Source organism: Affinundibacterium fentianense, from assembly GCF_018139545.1.
GTDB lineage: Bacteria > Pseudomonadota > Gammaproteobacteria > Burkholderiales > Burkholderiaceae_D > Undibacterium > Undibacterium fentianense.
In genome coordinates this window covers 304,893-321,363 of sequence record NZ_JAGSPJ010000006.1, presented here as the reverse complement: position 1 = coordinate 321,363, position 16,471 = coordinate 304,893, and the positions used below count along the sequence as shown (strand labels likewise).

General features: G+C 45.1%; 20 protein-coding genes. 13 read left to right on the top strand and 7 right to left on the bottom strand.

Going from position 1 to position 16,471, the window contains the following annotated elements; genetic code table 11:
• The first annotated feature begins 73 nt into the window (after nucleotides 1–73).
• Together KDM90_RS15105 and KDM90_RS15100 are read left to right on the top strand one after the other, a co-directional pair.
• Nucleotides 74–712, top strand: a complete 639-nt coding sequence (locus KDM90_RS15105; RefSeq protein WP_212676446.1) for a methyltransferase domain-containing protein — start codon at nucleotides 74–76, stop codon at nucleotides 710–712.
• 7 nt (nucleotides 713–719) lie between these two features.
• Nucleotides 720–1,202, top strand: coding sequence for a hypothetical protein (locus KDM90_RS15100; RefSeq protein WP_212676445.1), 483 nt, complete (start codon nucleotides 720–722; stop codon nucleotides 1,200–1,202).
• Here the strand turns inward: KDM90_RS15100 and KDM90_RS15095 are convergent.
• Both KDM90_RS15095 and KDM90_RS15090 read right to left on the bottom strand, forming a co-directional pair.
• On the bottom strand, nucleotides 1,199–1,675 hold the full coding sequence (locus KDM90_RS15095) for a WbuC family cupin fold metalloprotein (RefSeq protein WP_212676444.1): 477 nt from the start codon (nucleotides 1,673–1,675) through the stop codon (nucleotides 1,199–1,201). The two genes, KDM90_RS15100 and KDM90_RS15095, sit on opposite strands and share 4 nt — an antisense overlap.
• Nucleotides 1,672–2,079: a nucleotide pyrophosphohydrolase gene (locus KDM90_RS15090; protein ID WP_212676443.1), complete on the bottom strand. Its 408-nt coding sequence runs from the start codon at nucleotides 2,077–2,079 to the stop codon at nucleotides 1,672–1,674. The genes KDM90_RS15095 and KDM90_RS15090 overlap by 4 nt, the downstream gene beginning before the upstream one ends.
• 246 nt (nucleotides 2,080–2,325) lie before the next feature.
• Between KDM90_RS15090 and KDM90_RS15085 the strand changes: the two genes are divergently transcribed.
• The gene (locus tag KDM90_RS15085) at nucleotides 2,326–2,868 is read left to right on the top strand and encodes a phasin family protein (protein ID WP_212676442.1); all 543 of its coding nucleotides are present in this window, start codon (nucleotides 2,326–2,328) and stop codon (nucleotides 2,866–2,868) included.
• Nucleotides 2,865–3,065, top strand: a complete 201-nt coding sequence (locus tag KDM90_RS15080; RefSeq protein WP_212676441.1) for a hypothetical protein — start codon at nucleotides 2,865–2,867, stop codon at nucleotides 3,063–3,065. Before KDM90_RS15085 ends, KDM90_RS15080 begins: the two co-directional genes overlap by 4 nt.
• Before the next feature lie 97 nt (nucleotides 3,066–3,162).
• Here KDM90_RS15080 and KDM90_RS15075 read toward each other — a convergent pair whose 3' ends face one another.
• The 5 genes from KDM90_RS15075 to KDM90_RS15055 all read right to left on the bottom strand — a co-directional run bounded on the left by KDM90_RS15075 (nucleotide 3,163) and on the right by KDM90_RS15055 (nucleotide 8,728).
• Entirely contained in the window at nucleotides 3,163–5,439 is a 2,277-nt protein-coding gene (locus tag KDM90_RS15075; protein WP_212676440.1) for a xanthine dehydrogenase family protein molybdopterin-binding subunit, read from the bottom strand.
• Complete coding sequence (locus KDM90_RS15070) at nucleotides 5,436–5,915, bottom strand: (2Fe-2S)-binding protein (RefSeq protein ID WP_212676439.1); 480 nt, start codon at nucleotides 5,913–5,915, stop codon at nucleotides 5,436–5,438. Before KDM90_RS15070 ends, KDM90_RS15075 begins: the two co-directional genes overlap by 4 nt.
• A 112-nt stretch (nucleotides 5,916–6,027) precedes the next feature.
• Nucleotides 6,028–6,750: a hypothetical protein gene (locus tag KDM90_RS15065; protein WP_212676438.1), complete on the bottom strand. Its 723-nt coding sequence runs from the start codon at nucleotides 6,748–6,750 to the stop codon at nucleotides 6,028–6,030.
• Between the two features lie 152 nt (nucleotides 6,751–6,902).
• Nucleotides 6,903–7,670 (bottom strand): class I SAM-dependent methyltransferase, encoded by a 768-nt coding sequence (locus tag KDM90_RS15060; RefSeq protein WP_212676437.1) that lies wholly within the window; start codon nucleotides 7,668–7,670, stop codon nucleotides 6,903–6,905.
• A 203-nt stretch (nucleotides 7,671–7,873) separates the two neighbouring features.
• A complete protein-coding gene (locus KDM90_RS15055) occupies nucleotides 7,874–8,728 on the bottom strand; it encodes an HDOD domain-containing protein (RefSeq protein ID WP_212676436.1) in 855 nt (284 codons plus the stop codon).
• A 230-nt stretch (nucleotides 8,729–8,958) separates the two neighbouring features.
• Here KDM90_RS15055 and KDM90_RS15050 point away from each other — a divergent pair, with 230 nt between their 5' ends.
• The 9 genes from KDM90_RS15050 to KDM90_RS15010 all read left to right on the top strand — a co-directional run bounded on the left by KDM90_RS15050 (nucleotide 8,959) and on the right by KDM90_RS15010 (nucleotide 16,268).
• A complete protein-coding gene (locus KDM90_RS15050) occupies nucleotides 8,959–9,330 on the top strand; it encodes a hypothetical protein (protein ID WP_212676435.1) in 372 nt (123 codons plus the stop codon).
• A 59-nt stretch (nucleotides 9,331–9,389) separates the two neighbouring features.
• Entirely contained in the window at nucleotides 9,390–10,121 is a 732-nt protein-coding gene (locus KDM90_RS15045; protein ID WP_212676434.1) for a flagellar brake protein, read from the top strand.
• Between the two features lie 17 nt (nucleotides 10,122–10,138).
• A complete protein-coding gene (locus tag KDM90_RS15040) occupies nucleotides 10,139–10,756 on the top strand; it encodes an alpha-ketoglutarate-dependent dioxygenase AlkB family protein (protein ID WP_212676433.1) in 618 nt (205 codons plus the stop codon).
• 162 nt (nucleotides 10,757–10,918) lie between these two features.
• Nucleotides 10,919–11,278, top strand: a complete 360-nt coding sequence (locus tag KDM90_RS15035; protein ID WP_212676432.1) for a LiaF transmembrane domain-containing protein — start codon at nucleotides 10,919–10,921, stop codon at nucleotides 11,276–11,278.
• Nucleotides 11,279–11,332: 54 nt separating this feature from the next.
• Nucleotides 11,333–12,028 carry a LiaI-LiaF-like domain-containing protein gene (locus tag KDM90_RS15030; protein ID WP_212676431.1) on the top strand — a complete coding sequence of 232 codons (696 nt, stop codon included), beginning with the start codon at nucleotides 11,333–11,335 and terminating at the stop codon, nucleotides 12,026–12,028.
• 181 nt (nucleotides 12,029–12,209) lie between these two features.
• On the top strand, nucleotides 12,210–13,265 hold the full coding sequence (locus KDM90_RS15025; protein ID WP_212676430.1) for a sensor histidine kinase: 1,056 nt from the start codon (nucleotides 12,210–12,212) through the stop codon (nucleotides 13,263–13,265).
• Nucleotides 13,266–13,307: 42 nt separating this feature from the next.
• Nucleotides 13,308–14,039, top strand: a complete 732-nt coding sequence (locus tag KDM90_RS15020; RefSeq protein WP_212676429.1) for a LytR/AlgR family response regulator transcription factor — start codon at nucleotides 13,308–13,310, stop codon at nucleotides 14,037–14,039.
• A gap of 100 nt (nucleotides 14,040–14,139) precedes the next feature.
• Complete coding sequence (locus KDM90_RS15015) at nucleotides 14,140–15,000, top strand: ParB N-terminal domain-containing protein (RefSeq protein WP_212676428.1); 861 nt, start codon at nucleotides 14,140–14,142, stop codon at nucleotides 14,998–15,000.
• 521 nt (nucleotides 15,001–15,521) lie between these two features.
• Entirely contained in the window at nucleotides 15,522–16,268 is a 747-nt protein-coding gene (locus tag KDM90_RS15010) for a peptidylprolyl isomerase (protein ID WP_212676427.1), read from the top strand.
• The last annotated feature ends 203 nt before the right edge of the window (nucleotides 16,269–16,471 follow it).

The following is a 16,471-nucleotide window of genomic DNA, read 5'->3' as shown; positions in this document are numbered from 1 at the left end:
CAACGCACTATCGTGTAATATCTTAGAGTTTGGTTTTGAATACACTTTGTCAAACTCATTAGAAGGTTGAACCATGCATGAGGCAAGTAAGGCACTTTCACGCCGCTTACACGATAGTCGATTCGCGTCACGTTATTTCGTCGGGAATGGGGTCGATATCGGTTGCGGGCCCGATCCGGTTAGTCAATACGTTGAGCAGTTTCCACTGATGCGACAGGTAAGAAATTGGGACATGCCTGATGGCGACGCTCAGTACTTGGCGACATTAGCCGATCAGAGCCTAAACTTTGTTCACTCTAGCCACTGCCTTGAGCATATGGTTGATCCTAAGATTGCTTTGCAGAATTGGCTACGTGTCTTGAAACCTGGCGGCCATATGATAATCACTATCCCTGACGAGGATTTATACGAACAAGGGAAATTTCCATCCACTTTTAATAGTGATCACAAATGGACTTTTACAATCCATAAGAAAAAAAGTTGGTCACCTAAATCGATCAACTTACTTGAATTCTTAGCAGAATTTTCTGATGTCGCACAAGTTTTAAAAATTGAATTACTTGACGCAAGTTATCGTTATCAAATTGGGCGATTTGATCAAACTTTAACCCCAGTAGCCGAATCGGGAATTGAATTTATTCTAAGAAAAATTCCTGAGTTAGAGTTGCAGCAAGCAGGCCGCTATCAAACAGTCGCGCAAAACGCGCGTTGAGTGTGATATGAAGATTCATGGCGAATGGGAAATTAGTGTCATTCGACAGATATTGATTCGTAGCACAGCGGGTGTCTTTAACCGAGAAGGGACACTCGCCGTTTTTCAAGAGACTCAAGAAAAGGCGCCTATCCAGGCACCATGGGTGGGTTTAACCAATGCCGAGAATTGGGAAATGTCTGGCGCTGAAAGCTTGCAGCTTTTTCCTAGCATGCGTGAGTGGGCGTTCGCACACCAGTGCCAAGCACTCGCGGTGGTCGTACCAAGTGAATTGAAGAAAAAAATTCATCAAACCCAAACTGGCATTTTCAGCAAGGATCAAGTCGCCTATTTCACACGACTAGATGCAGCATGCGAATGGCTAACGCAAAAAGGGTTTCGCATTAGCCCCGAAGAGTACCCGCATGCCGAATTCATCCGGCGCACCAAGCCCCAAACACCGGACGATCTTGGCGGTACACCAAACGTACAATCCAAAGTTTTACTTTAATTAAAATGCGCCAACATCTGCGCGAGATAACTTGGGGCTGCAACATCATTTTCTGCGGGTGCCCATAGACTGCGCTCTGCCTCGGAAATCGCGACATAGGGCCCTGATTTCGATTCAAAAAACACTGAGTTCGGAGCAAGGGCGACCATGCTGTGAAAGGTTCCGACCGGAATGTGCACACCAAACTGCGCTGTGTTTGGTGCCAGCTCAATCGCCTGAACGACCTGTCCAATTGAATCAAAAAGAAGAACACCGATCTTTCCAGCAACAACCACTAGGGTTTCATCCTTATTCTTCGCCAAATGACAATGTGGTTGCACATAGGTTCCGGGCTGAAGTGCATTCAATAATCGATGACAGAGCGATTCATTATTCTCATGAAAATTCAAATTCTTACGTAAGCGCGCATTGCCACTCGCTTCACTTGATAAGGCACTAAGCATCGCCTGATCTAATATTTGAAATTTTGTCATTCCTGTTCCTTTTTCATTGCAGGTGAAGTTTGCGCCACTTGCAGGCCCAATATCGTGTATTTTTTTGAATTTGCTCGCGAATGTTCAATCGGATACTTTTTGGCATTCAGCAAGATCTTTTCACTTGCGGCATCAAGCAAGTCCACATCTAAGCGATCGGCTAGCATCACCAGATAGTTAAGTACGTCAGCCAGTTCATGTCGAATCGCGGTTCGCGTCATTTCATTGAGCTCATCCAATTCTCCAGTTCTCAACCATTGAAATGGCTCTAATAGCTCTGCTGCCTCAACCGACAAAGCACTTGCTAAGTTTTTTGGCGTGTGAAACTGTTGCCAATCTCGCTCCGCCACGAAGAGACGAAGACGGTCGCGTAATTGTTTTAAATCTTGTAATGATTCTGACATTTTATTTCACTTCACAGTCACATGAGAGAGACGCTATTTTACGTGGATTCAAGCACTTCACCGTGAATCATTTCCCAGTTGCAAATCTTGTTATATGAATATTGCGATGCAATAAAATCTCTGCTAAAACTCGCAATTTCTCGCATCTAGCAATACAATTCTAAATGTTGCAACGCCACAAAATCAATTTCATTTGTATCATCTACGATCGAGCATCTTACCCCTATCACTCTTGCAGGAGGAAATATGATTTTCGTTTCAAATCAGTTTCAGCAGTATCCAACTCAACAACTCGAACAGCACTTGATGGCCTTTTGCGAATTGACACAATCTTTGAGTGAGGAATTTGATCGCACTGCAGAACTCCAAGCACAGACAATCCAAACTTTGGTCGAGAGTGGCGGCTTATTCTTGAGTGATCTGAGCGCCCTGCGTACACCACAAGATTTTTTCGTACGCGCTTCAACCGAACTACACAAAATTGCCGAACAGCAGCAACAGTACTTGCAGGCTGCGATTCAATTAGGGCAAAACATCTTACAGAAATCTTGGACTATCCATCATTCGTTTTCGCCCATTTTGATGGAAACGATGATCAGCACGCAGAATGTGGAGACATCCCAATCAATCAAAGATATTAATCAAGTCGAGCTTGCGCCAATCAACAGCACTCCTTCCGCAAGAAAAACGGTAAGTGCAAGGCGCAAAGCAAACACACAATCCGCAGAAACAGTCGAGCTCAAAGTCAATACAACACCTCGACGTACAACCCAAAGGTCAAAGAATTGAAATCTAACTCCAGCAACGCGGCGCCAGAAATAAACGACGTCAATCAAACAAATGAAGCTCCAGCAAAAAAATCGGCTGTCTTGGGCTTACCGGCACCCGGTAGTATCAAAGCAGGATTCTCTGGAGTCGTCGGACAGCCTAGCTACAAAGCAAAAAGCAGCAAAGCAACGGGCGCAAAATATCGCGTTCGCCAATAAGTAAGTGCCCCCCAAAAAAAAGCCCCCAACATCGCATGCGTGTCAGGGGCTTTTTACTGATGACTATCGAAACTTGATTTTCACCAAACGTGGCAGATCAACTCCAACGTAAATCGTTGCGCGAAAGCGGTAACTGACGCACACGTTTTCCCGTTGCGGCAAAAATGGCATTGCATACCGCCGGTGCCAATGGTGGCAATGCTGGCTCACCCAAGCCCGTCACTGGGAAATCACTCTTTAAAAAATGGACTTCAATCTTTGTTGGTGAATCTGGCATTCGCAGCAAACCATATTCATTGAAATTCGATTGAACAACACGGCCACGTTGAATATCAAGCTCGGGAAACATCAAAGTGCTGATGCCATCAATGACGGACCCTTGTACTTGGTTTTCGGCGCCACTCAAGTTCACAATTTGCGAACCAATGTCTGTGACGACAACTACTCGATCGACTTTGAGTTGTCCCTCTTTTGACACGGTCACTTCCGCAACTTCTGCGATATATCCTCGATGACTAAAGTGAAATGCGATACCTTGCCCTTGGCCGCGCGGAAAACGGCGTTTCCCCCAACCCGACTTTGCAGCAACTTCCATCAATACTTTACGCATTCGGCCAACATGATAGGCCTGCCCTCGCTCACCGGTGCCTGGCATGAGGTCCTTATCTCCGAGGATCTCCAATCGGAATTCAAGAGGATCACGACCTGCCGCATGAGCCAATTCATCGATAAAACTATGAAATACCCAAGCAAAAACATTACTACCTGGCGCACGCCATGGCCCCATCGGTACCCCGGTCTCCATTGGTGTCTGTTCCAATAAACAATTTTCTACCCAGCGTCCTGGGAATTCATCGCCAGACAAGCTCGCCCCGCTTCCAGGTTGCAAAATACTCTTGCCTTCACGAACGACGCGATTCGCAAAGGTCACGAAGTGGTTATGCCAAGCGATTAACTTCCCTTTCTGATCAACACCCCCACGTAAAAAATGAAACCCGCCTGCACGATAATGATCATGGCGCATATCATCCTCGCGCGACCAAGTAAGTTTGACGGGTGCTTTAACGCGCATCGCTATCGCTGCCGCCTCGATCACATAATCGGCGCTCAAACGACGACCAAAGCCTCCACCACTACGTGTCATGTGCAAAGTGATTTTTTCTTTAGGTATCTTCAATACGTTGGTAACGATTGCTTGACCAGCAGCCGGATTTTGCGTCGGAACCCACATCTCTAGGGTCGCGTCTTCCGCTTTATACCAAGCCGTACAGTTTTGTGGTTCGATACTGGCGTGCGAAATAAATGGATAGCTATAGCTCGCTTCCACAGTCTTACTCGCGCTTGCTAGTGCTGCATTGACGTCGCCATCTTTACGTAAACTCACCGTACCAGTTTGTTTCGCTAGGTCCTGTGCCGTGCGAGAAAATTGGTCCCAACTTTCATTCGCAACTTTCCCTTCGTCCCACACCACTTTCAGTTGTTTACGGGCACTAAAGCTGGCCCAAGTGGATTCGGCAATAATCGCAATACCAGGCATCAATCCATTGAGATTATCCGTACCTTCAATGATAAATGCATCGCGCACGCCAGGCAGTGCTTTGATCGCATCCAGATTCGCACTCACAACTTTGCCACCAAATGCAGGACACTTCTCATACACTGCATACATCATTCCGGGCAGCTTGACATCAATTCCAAATAAAGGCTTTCCTGTCACGATGGCGGCATTGTCGACCCCTCCAATTCGACTCCCTAATAATTTGTACTGTGAAGCATCTTTCAGTTTAATCGACTTGATATCCGGAATCGGCAATGTTGCCGCTTTTTCGACCAAACTACCATAGCTCGCTTGGCGCTTGCTGGCTCGATGCATCACCTTGCTCTTCGCTGCAATACATTCGCTGGCTGGCACCTGCCAAGTTTGCGCCGCGGCTTCGATTAACAAAGTACGAGCGAGTGCACCTAATTTCAGGAATTCATCGTAATTCAGAGGCGTAGACAGTGATCCTCCTGCGAATTGACTACCGTACGCTGGATTCAAATCACCTTGAACGATCTGTACATCCTTCCAATTCACCTCAAGCTCTTCAGCGATCACCATTGGTAAGGAGGTCTTAATTCCCTGCCCAATTTCAGGTTGCTTTGAGATCAAAGTCACCACCCCATCGCTACTGATTTTGATCAAAGCATTCGGCTGAAAACTTGCACCGGCAATTGGTTTAACAATACTCTGAACAGCATCCGCATCGCGACTCCAAAAGCTACCCAAAACTAGTGCGGCACTTGTGGCAAAAGTATTCTTAAGGAAATCACGGCGCTCGACATTATCGAGCACTGCGGTGGATTTCATTGGTTGACTAGGCCCTTGATTCATTTTTTACCTTTCTGCGAGCGCGCAATTTCCGCGGCGCGGTGGATTCCTGCACGAATACGCATATATGTCGCGCAGCGGCATAAATTCCCCCCCATCGCTGCATCAATGTCGGCATCACTAGGATTCGGGTTATCTTTGAGTAAGGCTGCTGCACTCATCATTTGGCCGGCCTGACAATAGCCACATTGCGGCACATCAAGTTCCTGCCAAGCCAATTGCAAAGGATGTGCGGCTTTCGGGTCAAGTCCCTCAATGGTAGTCACCTTTTGACGCCCTACGCTTGAGACAGGGGTCATGCATGAGCGCGTCGGCACACCGTTTATCTGCACCATGCAAGCACCGCACTGTCCCACCCCGCAACCATATTTTGTACCAGGCAGATCGAGTGCATCACGCAATGCCCACAACAAAGGCGTGTCAGGCACTAAGTCAACACTTTTCGCTTGACCATTAATCGTTAAATTATATTTACTCATTTGATTCCTTCACCCTGTTTGCTTCATCATACCCACCAATTATTAAAACAAGTCTAGAACGATGTTACGATGAGCCGCCAGAAAAATTTGGCGCCCGATCCGACTTCATTCCTTAATTCTTACAGTTACGCAACTCGCTCTCCAACTCCTGCTTTTGACGTCGAAATTCCTGCATCGATGCCGCGTCGGCACCTGCTTGTAAATTCGCATTCACAATAGCCATTTGAACCTTGATTTTTGGACAGCTTAATTGCATCTTGGGTGCAGGTTCCTCGTCTTGCTTTGTTTTTGTCGTTGTCAATTCCGAACCTGATTTTTGCGCATTCTTTGGCATATTTGAGGCATTTTGGGCCGATCGCGCCGCCTGCAATGAATTCAGCGTCTCAGGATCAGAAGTAGCCAAGATGCGCCGCACAAGTAACTTCTCTTCCATGCAATTGCGTTCTATATTCATCCTAATATCGTTTGAATTTCCACGAACTGCATAAATATCATTAATCAGCCGATCTCGTTCTGGGCTTTCGGACTTTGCCAATAAATCAGTCTTTTGGGCTCCACCCTCTCTCATCCACAAAATTTTCTTCGCTTCTTCACCGCGTGCTTTACATGCTGGATCAATCGATTGGTTTGTTTTCAAACCATCCGCAGTCGCGTTCTCGTTCGTTTTGATTTTGCCAATCACCACGCCCGTTTGTCCGTTCGCACAAGGCTTGTCTTGATAGCTACTGCCACAACGATACATTGTTTGTGCCTGCGCGATTGAGGCGAAGAAAATCATTCCGCAAAAATGGGCAATCGCTATTCTTAATACCTGTTCCTTACGCGTGGACATCATTTCTCCTTGCCTCAGAATTTCCAATCAAAATCTCATCGAGTGCATACGACTTCAGCCCATGTCATCATAAAAAAACCCATGGGAAATTGACTTTCCATGGGTTTTTTCGCTTTCATTATTAAAGCACGAACATGTGAATTGAACGGATGAAACTATGGTTTCACAAACTTCAAAGTCATCCGATCACTCTCACCAATAGCAAGATACTTCTCTTTGTCTTTCTCTTTATTGGTCAGAACTGGAGGTAAAGCCCAAACCCCTCCTTCATGATTAGCGGTATCTTTGGGATTGGCATTGATTTCAGCGCTTGCAGCCAATTTAAACCCTACGCTCTCTGCCAATTGAATCACATAAGCCTGATGGACATATCCCGTACCGCCCTTGTCATCGTGTTTCATGCTGGTTGGCAAACGATGTTCAACCACGCCAAATACACCACCCGACTTCAAGGCATCAAACGCACTTTGGAAAACCTCCTTCGCTGCCGTTGGATTGATTCCCATCCAGTTGTGAACATTTCGAAAAGTCAAAACCAGATCCACGCTATTTTTTGGCGCGTAGTCAATTTTTTTACCCGGGGCGAGGTCACCAAAGCTCACTTTGTCATAAATGGCTGGGGTCGCTTCTAGTTTGGTCTTTAACTTTGCACCCGCACCAGCCAGTATTAGCTGTCCATCTTTTCGCAAATAAGGCGCCAAAATTTCTGTGTACCAGCCTGCGCCCGGCGCCAATTCGACCACGCGAGATTTTTCATTGATTCCAAAAAATTTCAGCGTCTCGTATGGATGACGCGCCGCATCACGAACGACATTTTCTGGCGCACGATGCGCTTGTCCGATCACCTCTTTCAAGGCATCTTGCGCAAACGCTAAACTTGACAAACTACTTGCCAAAACAACAGAAAACAGTATTTTTTTCATAGAATCTCCAAGATTGAATTCAGTCTCTACACCAGATGGCATAGAGGAAATCAGATGTCATTTTGCAGCGCATCGGTTCCCTAAAGAATGCGCGGCAAATCACATAAAAGCAAAAAGACGAATTGCGTTACTTTGACCTAGATTTCTTTCGATAAGTTCCGTCTTCACAAGCCAGTTCAATGATAGCCATACCCTTTGTAAGGCTATTGTAAAACTTTCAGAATTTGGGCAATTTCTTGCCTTGTCTCTATCATTAAACGCTCAGTCCGCTCCTCATTCAAATTCAAATTTTTTAAGGCGACGGGCATCGCATTCCAATCGATTTCTTTTAATGATTGTTTGACAAAACCTGCATCAAGAAAATCAGCCGCGGCAACAACATCCGTCAAAGTGGGGCGACTATGTTCTGGCAAATCAACACGCGTTCGATCCATTACCGCCTCGCGAATATCATCCGAAACTTCCCAACTTTCCAAAATGGCGACACCAATATCCGCATGCCATTGGTCGACCAAGTCCCATAAGGCCTCCATTGAATGAAAAAGACCTTGATACTGATGGGCGCGACTAAGAATATAAAATTTACCGATATCATGCAAAAGTCCCGCGACCATGGCCTTATCAGGGCTCAATTTCGTTCGATTCTTTGCAATCACGAATGACAAAGCCGCAACCCGCATGCTTCGGGTCCACAATCCTTCCATCTGCTCTGACATTGAGGTATTTTCTTGTTGGTCACGCAATTGCTTCATTCCAACTGAGATTGCTATATTGCGCACAACGCCAAATCCCAGCAAGGTTACGGCGATTTTCAACTCTTCGATCTTCTTAGACGTTCGATTGAACATTGGTGTATTCGACAACATCAACACTTGCGCAGAAAGAACAGGTTCAGTGCTAATGATTCGCGCCACTTGTTCACTTGGCATATCAGCGTCATCCAAAGCCTGCCGAATCTTCATTGTGGTCTTTAATGATGTCGGAAATACCAAATTGCGGGAAGATAGCTCCGCGCTAAGGCCTTTGATAAATTCAAATTCAGATTCTCGTTGGTTCATTGTTAATATTTGTTAAAACAGTTAAAGGCTAGATTGATTTAAGTCATCATGGTAAAACAAATGCTGCATCTGGTGTCCATTTATTGGCGCAAGCTGATTTTTTTACAAAATAAACAAATTCCACCACAACACATCCATAGAAACGGAGAAAAACTTGCAATTTTATTGGGATAGAAGAAACTTTCTGGTAATCTAACTAGCAACTTTCAATTGCGCTTGGGAGAGCTCGCATGTTTACCGATGAGGACTTTTTTGCCATCAGCAAGTTTCTAAAGCTGGGTGTGCGTATAGGCATAAAAAATCCTATGGGACAACATCCAAGTTTTTCAACAAGCTTCCCAAATCCCAAAGGAGGATTAGTTAAAATCGAAGTCGCCAGCCTATACGACGTGGAACGCAAATTACGGGCTTTACTGGCAAACGATACGCCTGTGAAAACGAAACTAACGCCGTTCACTTATTTGGGCACCAATTTTGAAGGCGTTCTGTACTGCACCAAAGGTACCAACGAGTTCGTGGTGCAAGAAACTCGAAATATTTTTGGCATGGAATCAAAATCCATCGTTCGCAGTGCCGAGTACTTTATTCAACTTCTCCAGTAAGCATCGCCTATGTCTTGTCTATTGTTGAGTCAAGGATTGCCTGAGTCAAAAGGAAATACATGTCAGCCTCATTAAGCAATGAAGAAATTGAGGATCGGTACTTCCTTCTCGGACAAGTCGAAATTCTCAGCATACTGAACGATCTGGCACATCGCCGAGAACCGGTCTCAATTTACTTTAATGGCGGACAAAATTTCACGCTTTCCCTGATTTTGTCGGCGCGTCCAGATGGCCTAGTGTTTGACTTGGGTGGTGATCCTAAGACCAATGCGCTTTTAGAAAAAGCACCGCAGTGTGTGTTTATGGCTTTCCCTGACGGAATTCGCGTGCAGTTTACTGGCTACAATCCACAGAAATTCATGTGGGGCGATGAAGCGGCTTTTTGGGTACCCGTTCCAGAGCGCATCATTCGTCTGCAGAGACGTGAAAATTTCAGGAATCTGTTGCCCATCGCGAATCCGTTCCGAGTCAAACTGAGCGATGAAGATGGCGACCTCATCGCCAACTGGCCCATCCATGATTTAAGTGTCGGCGGTTTTGGGGTGGTTATCGAAGGTGAGCCCAAATTCAAAATCGGCGACACCATTCCTCAAGTTTGGATCACGTTGTCACCGAAGTCGAATCTACATTGTCCAGCGGTCGTTCGCCACATTACATTTATTGAAAAGACGAAGAATGGCCGATTCCAAATTGGTTTTGATTTTGTCAATTTGCCGCATGCTATGGACATCGCGGTTCAAAGAACCATCATCAGCATCGAATACGAGCGGCGACGCCTAGTCGGAAGTTAGACAACAAAGACACAAAAATGCAGCAATCCTCACTGTTCGACAAACCCGATATTAGCGAAATCCTCTCTCTTCCGGATGCGAAAATTCAATATTTTCCGCATTGCTATACGAAGCCGGAAGCCGATCAGCTCTATCAACAACTTCAACAAGAAATCCCGTGGCGCCATGAGCAAATTCGAATAGCAGGTATAGTCCGGCTTCAACCCCGTTTGAGTGCATGGTTTGGCGACGCGGATGCGACTTATACCTATTCTGGGTTGAAATTGCAGCCTCTAGCTTGGAGCTCTGTTCTCTTACAAATCAAGGAAAAATTAGAAGATACTTGCCATACTGCCTTCAACAGCGTGCTATTGAATTACTATCGCGATCACCAAGATAGCATGGGATGGCATAGTGACGATGAGAAAGAGCTGGGAGCGCAGCCGGTCATCGCCTCGCTGACACTCGGTGAAGAGCGACTCTTTCAACTCAAACATAAGCATCGCCCCGAACTAAGATACAAGATTCCCTTAGCTCATGGCAGCCTCTTAGTCATGGCTGGAGAAACTCAACATCATTGGTTACATGCGATAGCCAAAGAAAAGAGTCATATTTCTGGCCGCATCAATCTGACCTTCCGACGCATATTGAAGTAAGCAACAAAGTTCAATTCGATGCCTTTCACTGACGCCTCTTCGTCATTCACCGACCACTTCCCGCCATTCACCGAAAAGCAGATGACTTGATCAATCGCCTGTCCTATCTTATCCATGTTGCGTGAGCATTGAAACGTAAAACAACCGACAGGAGAACACAACATGAGCAATGAAACCCGCGTACGGAAAACAAGAAAATCCTTTGATCAATTTGAATTCGGTCTGACACTAATAGTGGTCGGATGCGTTTTTCTACTTTACCAATACCAAATCATCGATTTGCATTGGCGCTGGTGGACAATTTGGGCTTTGTTCGCATCATTGTTCGGTAGCATCAAAATTATTCGAGGTCCCGAACTCAGCGATCGAATCGATGGCGTTTTTCAAATTGCTTTAGGACTCACTTTATATGCCATGTTTGAGAGAATGTGGGGCTTAAATTTCTTTATTCATTGGCCAATATTACTCATCGGACTCGGTATCACTTCACTAGCAAAATATCTTGTTCGCTCGAAAGAATAAGAACCCGATTTCGACAACATCGAAGTTCACCCTATTTGAATTAAGGACAACACCATGAAAAATAGAAAACCTGAACAACGCTTAATATTTGGCGTGTTTATCATTATATTTGGCGTACTTGCTTTGGTCGACAATCTTAGAATCTTCAGTACTCGCGACCTACTCCAATTTTGGCCAACGATTTTTATCGTATTTGGCGCGATTAAATTGTCGCAATCACGTGGTCGATCCGGCACAATTGTAGGAGGAGGCTTGATCCTCGTTGGCAGCATCATGACGCTCAACCATCTTGGCATATTAAATGTGCGTATTCGCGATTGGTGGCCCATATTTTTAATTCTTGCTGGCGTGCTATTCATTTTTAAAGATAAAACCGTCAAGACTTTAGAAGGTGCCGTCTTAAATCCTGCGCCAGGGGGGGAAGACAGTCAAATTGATATTGTCGCCATTATGAGCGGATCACAGGGCAATATTGCCGCACAAAATTTCCGTGGCGGTGAAATCACCGCTGTCATGGGTGGCGTAGAATTGGATCTCCGGAATGCTTCAATACAAGGCGAAGCCGTGATTAATGTGTTTGCATTTTGGGGCGGTATTTCTATCAAAATTCCACAAGACTGGGCCGTTGTGAATAATGGTTCAGCTTTACTCGGCGGTTTTGAAGATTCGACTGTCCCCGGTATGAACTCAACGAAGCGCCTGATTATTACGGGAACAGCTGTCATGGGTGGCGTAGAAATCAAAAACTGAATGAATAAGTGAATGAATAAGTGAAGCAAGATGCTGGGATTCTCGGGATAATTCGTTACCCCCAACGCGTCCCAGCCAAATCCTCGCTTCCAATTGACCTGCTCCCGGTGATGATTTTTTTAGCATATTGAACTGTGATCCTATCCATTAATTGATTCGTAATTCCAATCGAAACCAATCCATGAATCCTTTTATCGCTAATCTACGTACAGCATTTCTCACGACTTTGGTCTGGCTGATGATTGGTATTTTGATGGCTGTCGCACTCGTCTTAAGCAATTTGACGAATTGGGAACGGGCGCTCATATTCGCGATTCCTCCCGCGATTATATTCAGTTTCGTATCCGCATCTGCCTACTATGTTTGCCGGTCACTCCCAATTAAAAAACGACGTTTCTTATTGGTGTGTGGCCTGTTTGGTGGTACTTCTTTTATTTCTGGGCTTATTTTTTCTTTAATCTGCGGTGGCTGGAATGTCATCATTAGCTTTCTTCACGAAGCGCGCTTTGGAATTCCGTTCACTTACCCTATCGCTGTTTTTATTATTATCAGTGGTAGTTTATTTTATCTCCTGTCTCTCCTAGCCTACGACGTCTTAATTGCATTTGATAATGTCAGATATGCCGAACGTCGAGAAGCTGAATCTGAAGTACTTGCCCGCGAAGCTGAACTGCAAGTGTTGCGAACGCAAATCAATCCGCATTTTCTATTTAATAGCCTCAATTCAATCAGTGCGCTTACCGCAATCGATGCGAATGCAGCCAGAAACATGACCATAGAATTAGCGCAGTTTTTTCGACTCACACTATCACTCTCCGAAAGACAAAAAATTACACTCGCTGAGGAAATCGCACTTTGCAAGCATTTTTTAACGATAGAGAAAATTCGTTTCGGGCAAAAATTACAAATACAGATGGATATCAACCCAGACACGGAATCATGTCTTCTCCCTCCCATGTTGCTTCAACCTCTGCTTGAAAATGCAATAAAGCATGGAATACGTGATCTGGTTGACGGAGGAACGATTCATCTCACCAGCAAGATCCGCGCGCCATGGCTCTTTATCTCCATTGAAAATCCGATCGATGTTGTGCCAAGTTTGGCGATTGGAACTGGGACAGGTTTAAAAAACCTTAGTGCCCGCATTCAAAGTCTATACGGTGACAAATCTCGCGTTGAATCGCAACGAAATCCACATTCGTTTCGGGTGGAAATTGCCCTTCCGCTTGAACGATGAATACAAAAAATTGTCAACAGAATTTCCGACATACTGACATTCATGAAAAATAAACTAAGTGCACTCATCATCGATGACGAGGAACTTGCAAGAAGACTGACGCGAGAATTCCTTCGCCACCACTCGGACATAGAAATTATTGGAGAATGTGACAACGGGATCCAAGCGGTAGATTCCATACTTGCCTCAGAGCCAGATTTAATTTTCCTTGATATACAAATGCCGAAATTGAATGGCTTTGAGGTATTGCAGGCGACGAACCGTCAACAAGGCGTGATTTTTACAACCGCATATGACCAATACGCACTACAAGCTTTTGATCAACATGCAGTCGACTACTTGCTTAAACCTTTTTCTCAGCAGCGCTTTGATGAGGCACTCAATAAGGCACGTAAATTGATCGGTCAATCCGACTCATCAATACAAGGCTTAATCAAGCAAGCAAGCACAAATATCGAGAGGATTTTGGTAAAAGATCGTGGTCAAACTTTTGTGATTCCTACGGCACAAATTGATTATATTGTGGCGCAAGATGACTATGTTCAGATCCATTTCGCAGGCCGGTCACTATTGAAAACGCAAAGTCTTGCTGAATTAGAGAAACAACTCAACGCAGAACAATTTGTCCGAATTCATCGCTCAAGCATCATCCGTCTTCAAGCCTTAAAGTGTATCGAACGTGCTTCCAAAGATAGCTATCAGGTGGTGATGCATAACGGCACAATACTTCCAATAAGCCGTTCTGGTCATGACCGCATTAAGGGAATGCTGTAAAGTATCGGACTTTTTTACAGTCAGCCTGTCGAGTTGCGACAGGACACATCATGTCGCTCGGTTGATCGGCATAAGACAGAATGAAGGCTTAGCAAGCAAAATGAATATCATCATTAATCAAGAGTTACGCGATTACATTGACCCACTCACGACCCATGAATATCTCGCACTTGAGCGTAGTCTGCTACGTGAAGGTTGTCGAGATGCCTTGGTTCTATGGGGAGAAACACTCATCGATGGACATAATCGGTACGCGATTTGCCAAAAACATAGCATTCCCTTTACAACTAAGCAAAATGATCAATTTTCGAGTATTGAAGATGTCATGTTATGGATGATTGACAATCATCTCGCTCGCCGCAGTGTGTCGAGCTTTCAGCGCGGCGTTCTCGCACTACGCAAGAAAGAAATCATCACCAGTCGCCGCAAAAACAAAAGCAGTCAAGAAAAAGCTGCTGAAGCTGAACAGGTAGCTAAGGAACCCGATCCCGTGTCCGTTGAAACTCGCGAAGAAATCGCGAAGGTGGCAGGCCTAAGCAAACCCGCAGTGGCTCAAATTGAAAAGATACGAAAAGCAGCGACGCCAGAATTAGTCGAAGCAGTACGCGCCGGAACCATTTCCATTAATACCGCCGCAACCATTGCATCATTGCCTGAGGAACAGCAAGTTGCCGCAGTTGCTGGTGGAAAAAAAGAATTACAGCAAGCTGCACGTCAGCTGCGCCAAGTACGTCAGCCACGTGCACGTAAAGACGAAGAAAGCACTCCTAATTCTGAAAACAGTGCGTCGAACGAGACAGCGACAGAGTTGACTCCCGCGTCCGGTCCATCAATGAATGCGCCTTCTATCCAAGCAAATGACTCCCTTCAGTCGGAATTGTCACGTTTACGAATCGAGAATCAAGCACTGAAGTCAGAGGTGTCGGCACTTCGCGCGCAATTAGCGGCGATGAATGCCTAGTTTGCCTTACTTTATTCGGTTTCATTTTGCTTTCAATAAACACCAGGAATTCGTTTGTCAAAGGTGCGGTGAATTGCGCGTGACATCACTCATCAAGAAATGCTATCCATTCTTTCTATGCACTATTAGCTTACCAAGAACAAGGAATTGCGATTGAAGCCCTTAAGAATACGGTAGAATTTGCCGCGGACGATTCTGCGTCGATAGTTTGCTTGCAAATGAGATAAAAATTTCTGTAAGTTATCCGATTTTCAAACCAAATTCGCTGGGTTTTGCTTGAAATTTGCGATTAAGACCCAATTTCCGATTTCAGTATCGGCTGTTAGCTTGTCGCTCGATCCGCCCATTTTGCACTTTGCTTTATTTTGCAATCAAAGTATAAGAATCAAAGCAACACAATATTGTACTAACTAATTTAAAACGCAAAATCCCATTCTGTTCGTGTAAAGAGTAGGGATACATCACAATAAAACACGACATCCTCTCATTTTTATTTTTTTACCTCTCTCGTTAGGAACATCATGACTATTCGCGTCAACGGCAATGAAATCGATGAAGCAACCATCCAAGCTGAAATGGAACGTGCCCGCGCAGCTGGCCATCCAGAAGGCGAACAATTACGCGATAGCGCTATCCAAGAATTAATTTTGCGTCAATTAATGATCGCCGAAGCTGCACAACATCAAATTAATGTTGGAAGCGAAGAAGAAATCATCGGCACACTTTTGCAACAAGAAGTACAAATTGATGAAGTGGATGAGGCAAGCTGCCGTCTTTTTTATGAAGAAAACAGTGCTAGTTTCAAACAGGGCGAAATGGCAGCAGCAAGCCATATCTTATTCACTCCAGGTGAAGGATTGGCGGCTAGTCTCGTCAAAGCAAAGGCCGAAGGTATCTTAGCGGATCTACAAAAAAATCCAGCTGGTTTTGCAGCGATGGCACGTGAACATTCTGCATGTCCATCGGGTAAAGAAGGCGGAGCCTTAGGGGAGTTTGGACGCGGCCAAATGGTACCTGAATTTGAACAAGCAGTGTTCTCCACCGAGGCTGGACAAATCACACCCGAACTGATCGAGACGCAATTTGGTTATCACATTATCCAAGTGACTGGCCGTAAAGGTGGTGATTTGGTCAGCTTTGATGAAGTGAAAGAACGTCTGCAAGCTTATTTGACTGACATGGAAGGACGTAAAGCGACTCATGCATATTTAGCAAAGTTGGTGAGCGCTGCCCAAATTGAAGGTTATCAGTTACCTGCTTTTTCTTGATCCGCTTATAGCAGCTAACTTGTGCCTCAGGCGTACAAAAAGTCGTCACAATCACGGACGCACTTTGTGCATTGCGCATACCAATGTATGCGCAATGCGTTTTTAATTAAATTCATTCAAGTGAAAAATCGTACGATGCGGAACGCTGGGCTTGTGATTTTCCCGTGTCAACATCGATCAGCGTATAGAGTTCGTCTTTTATT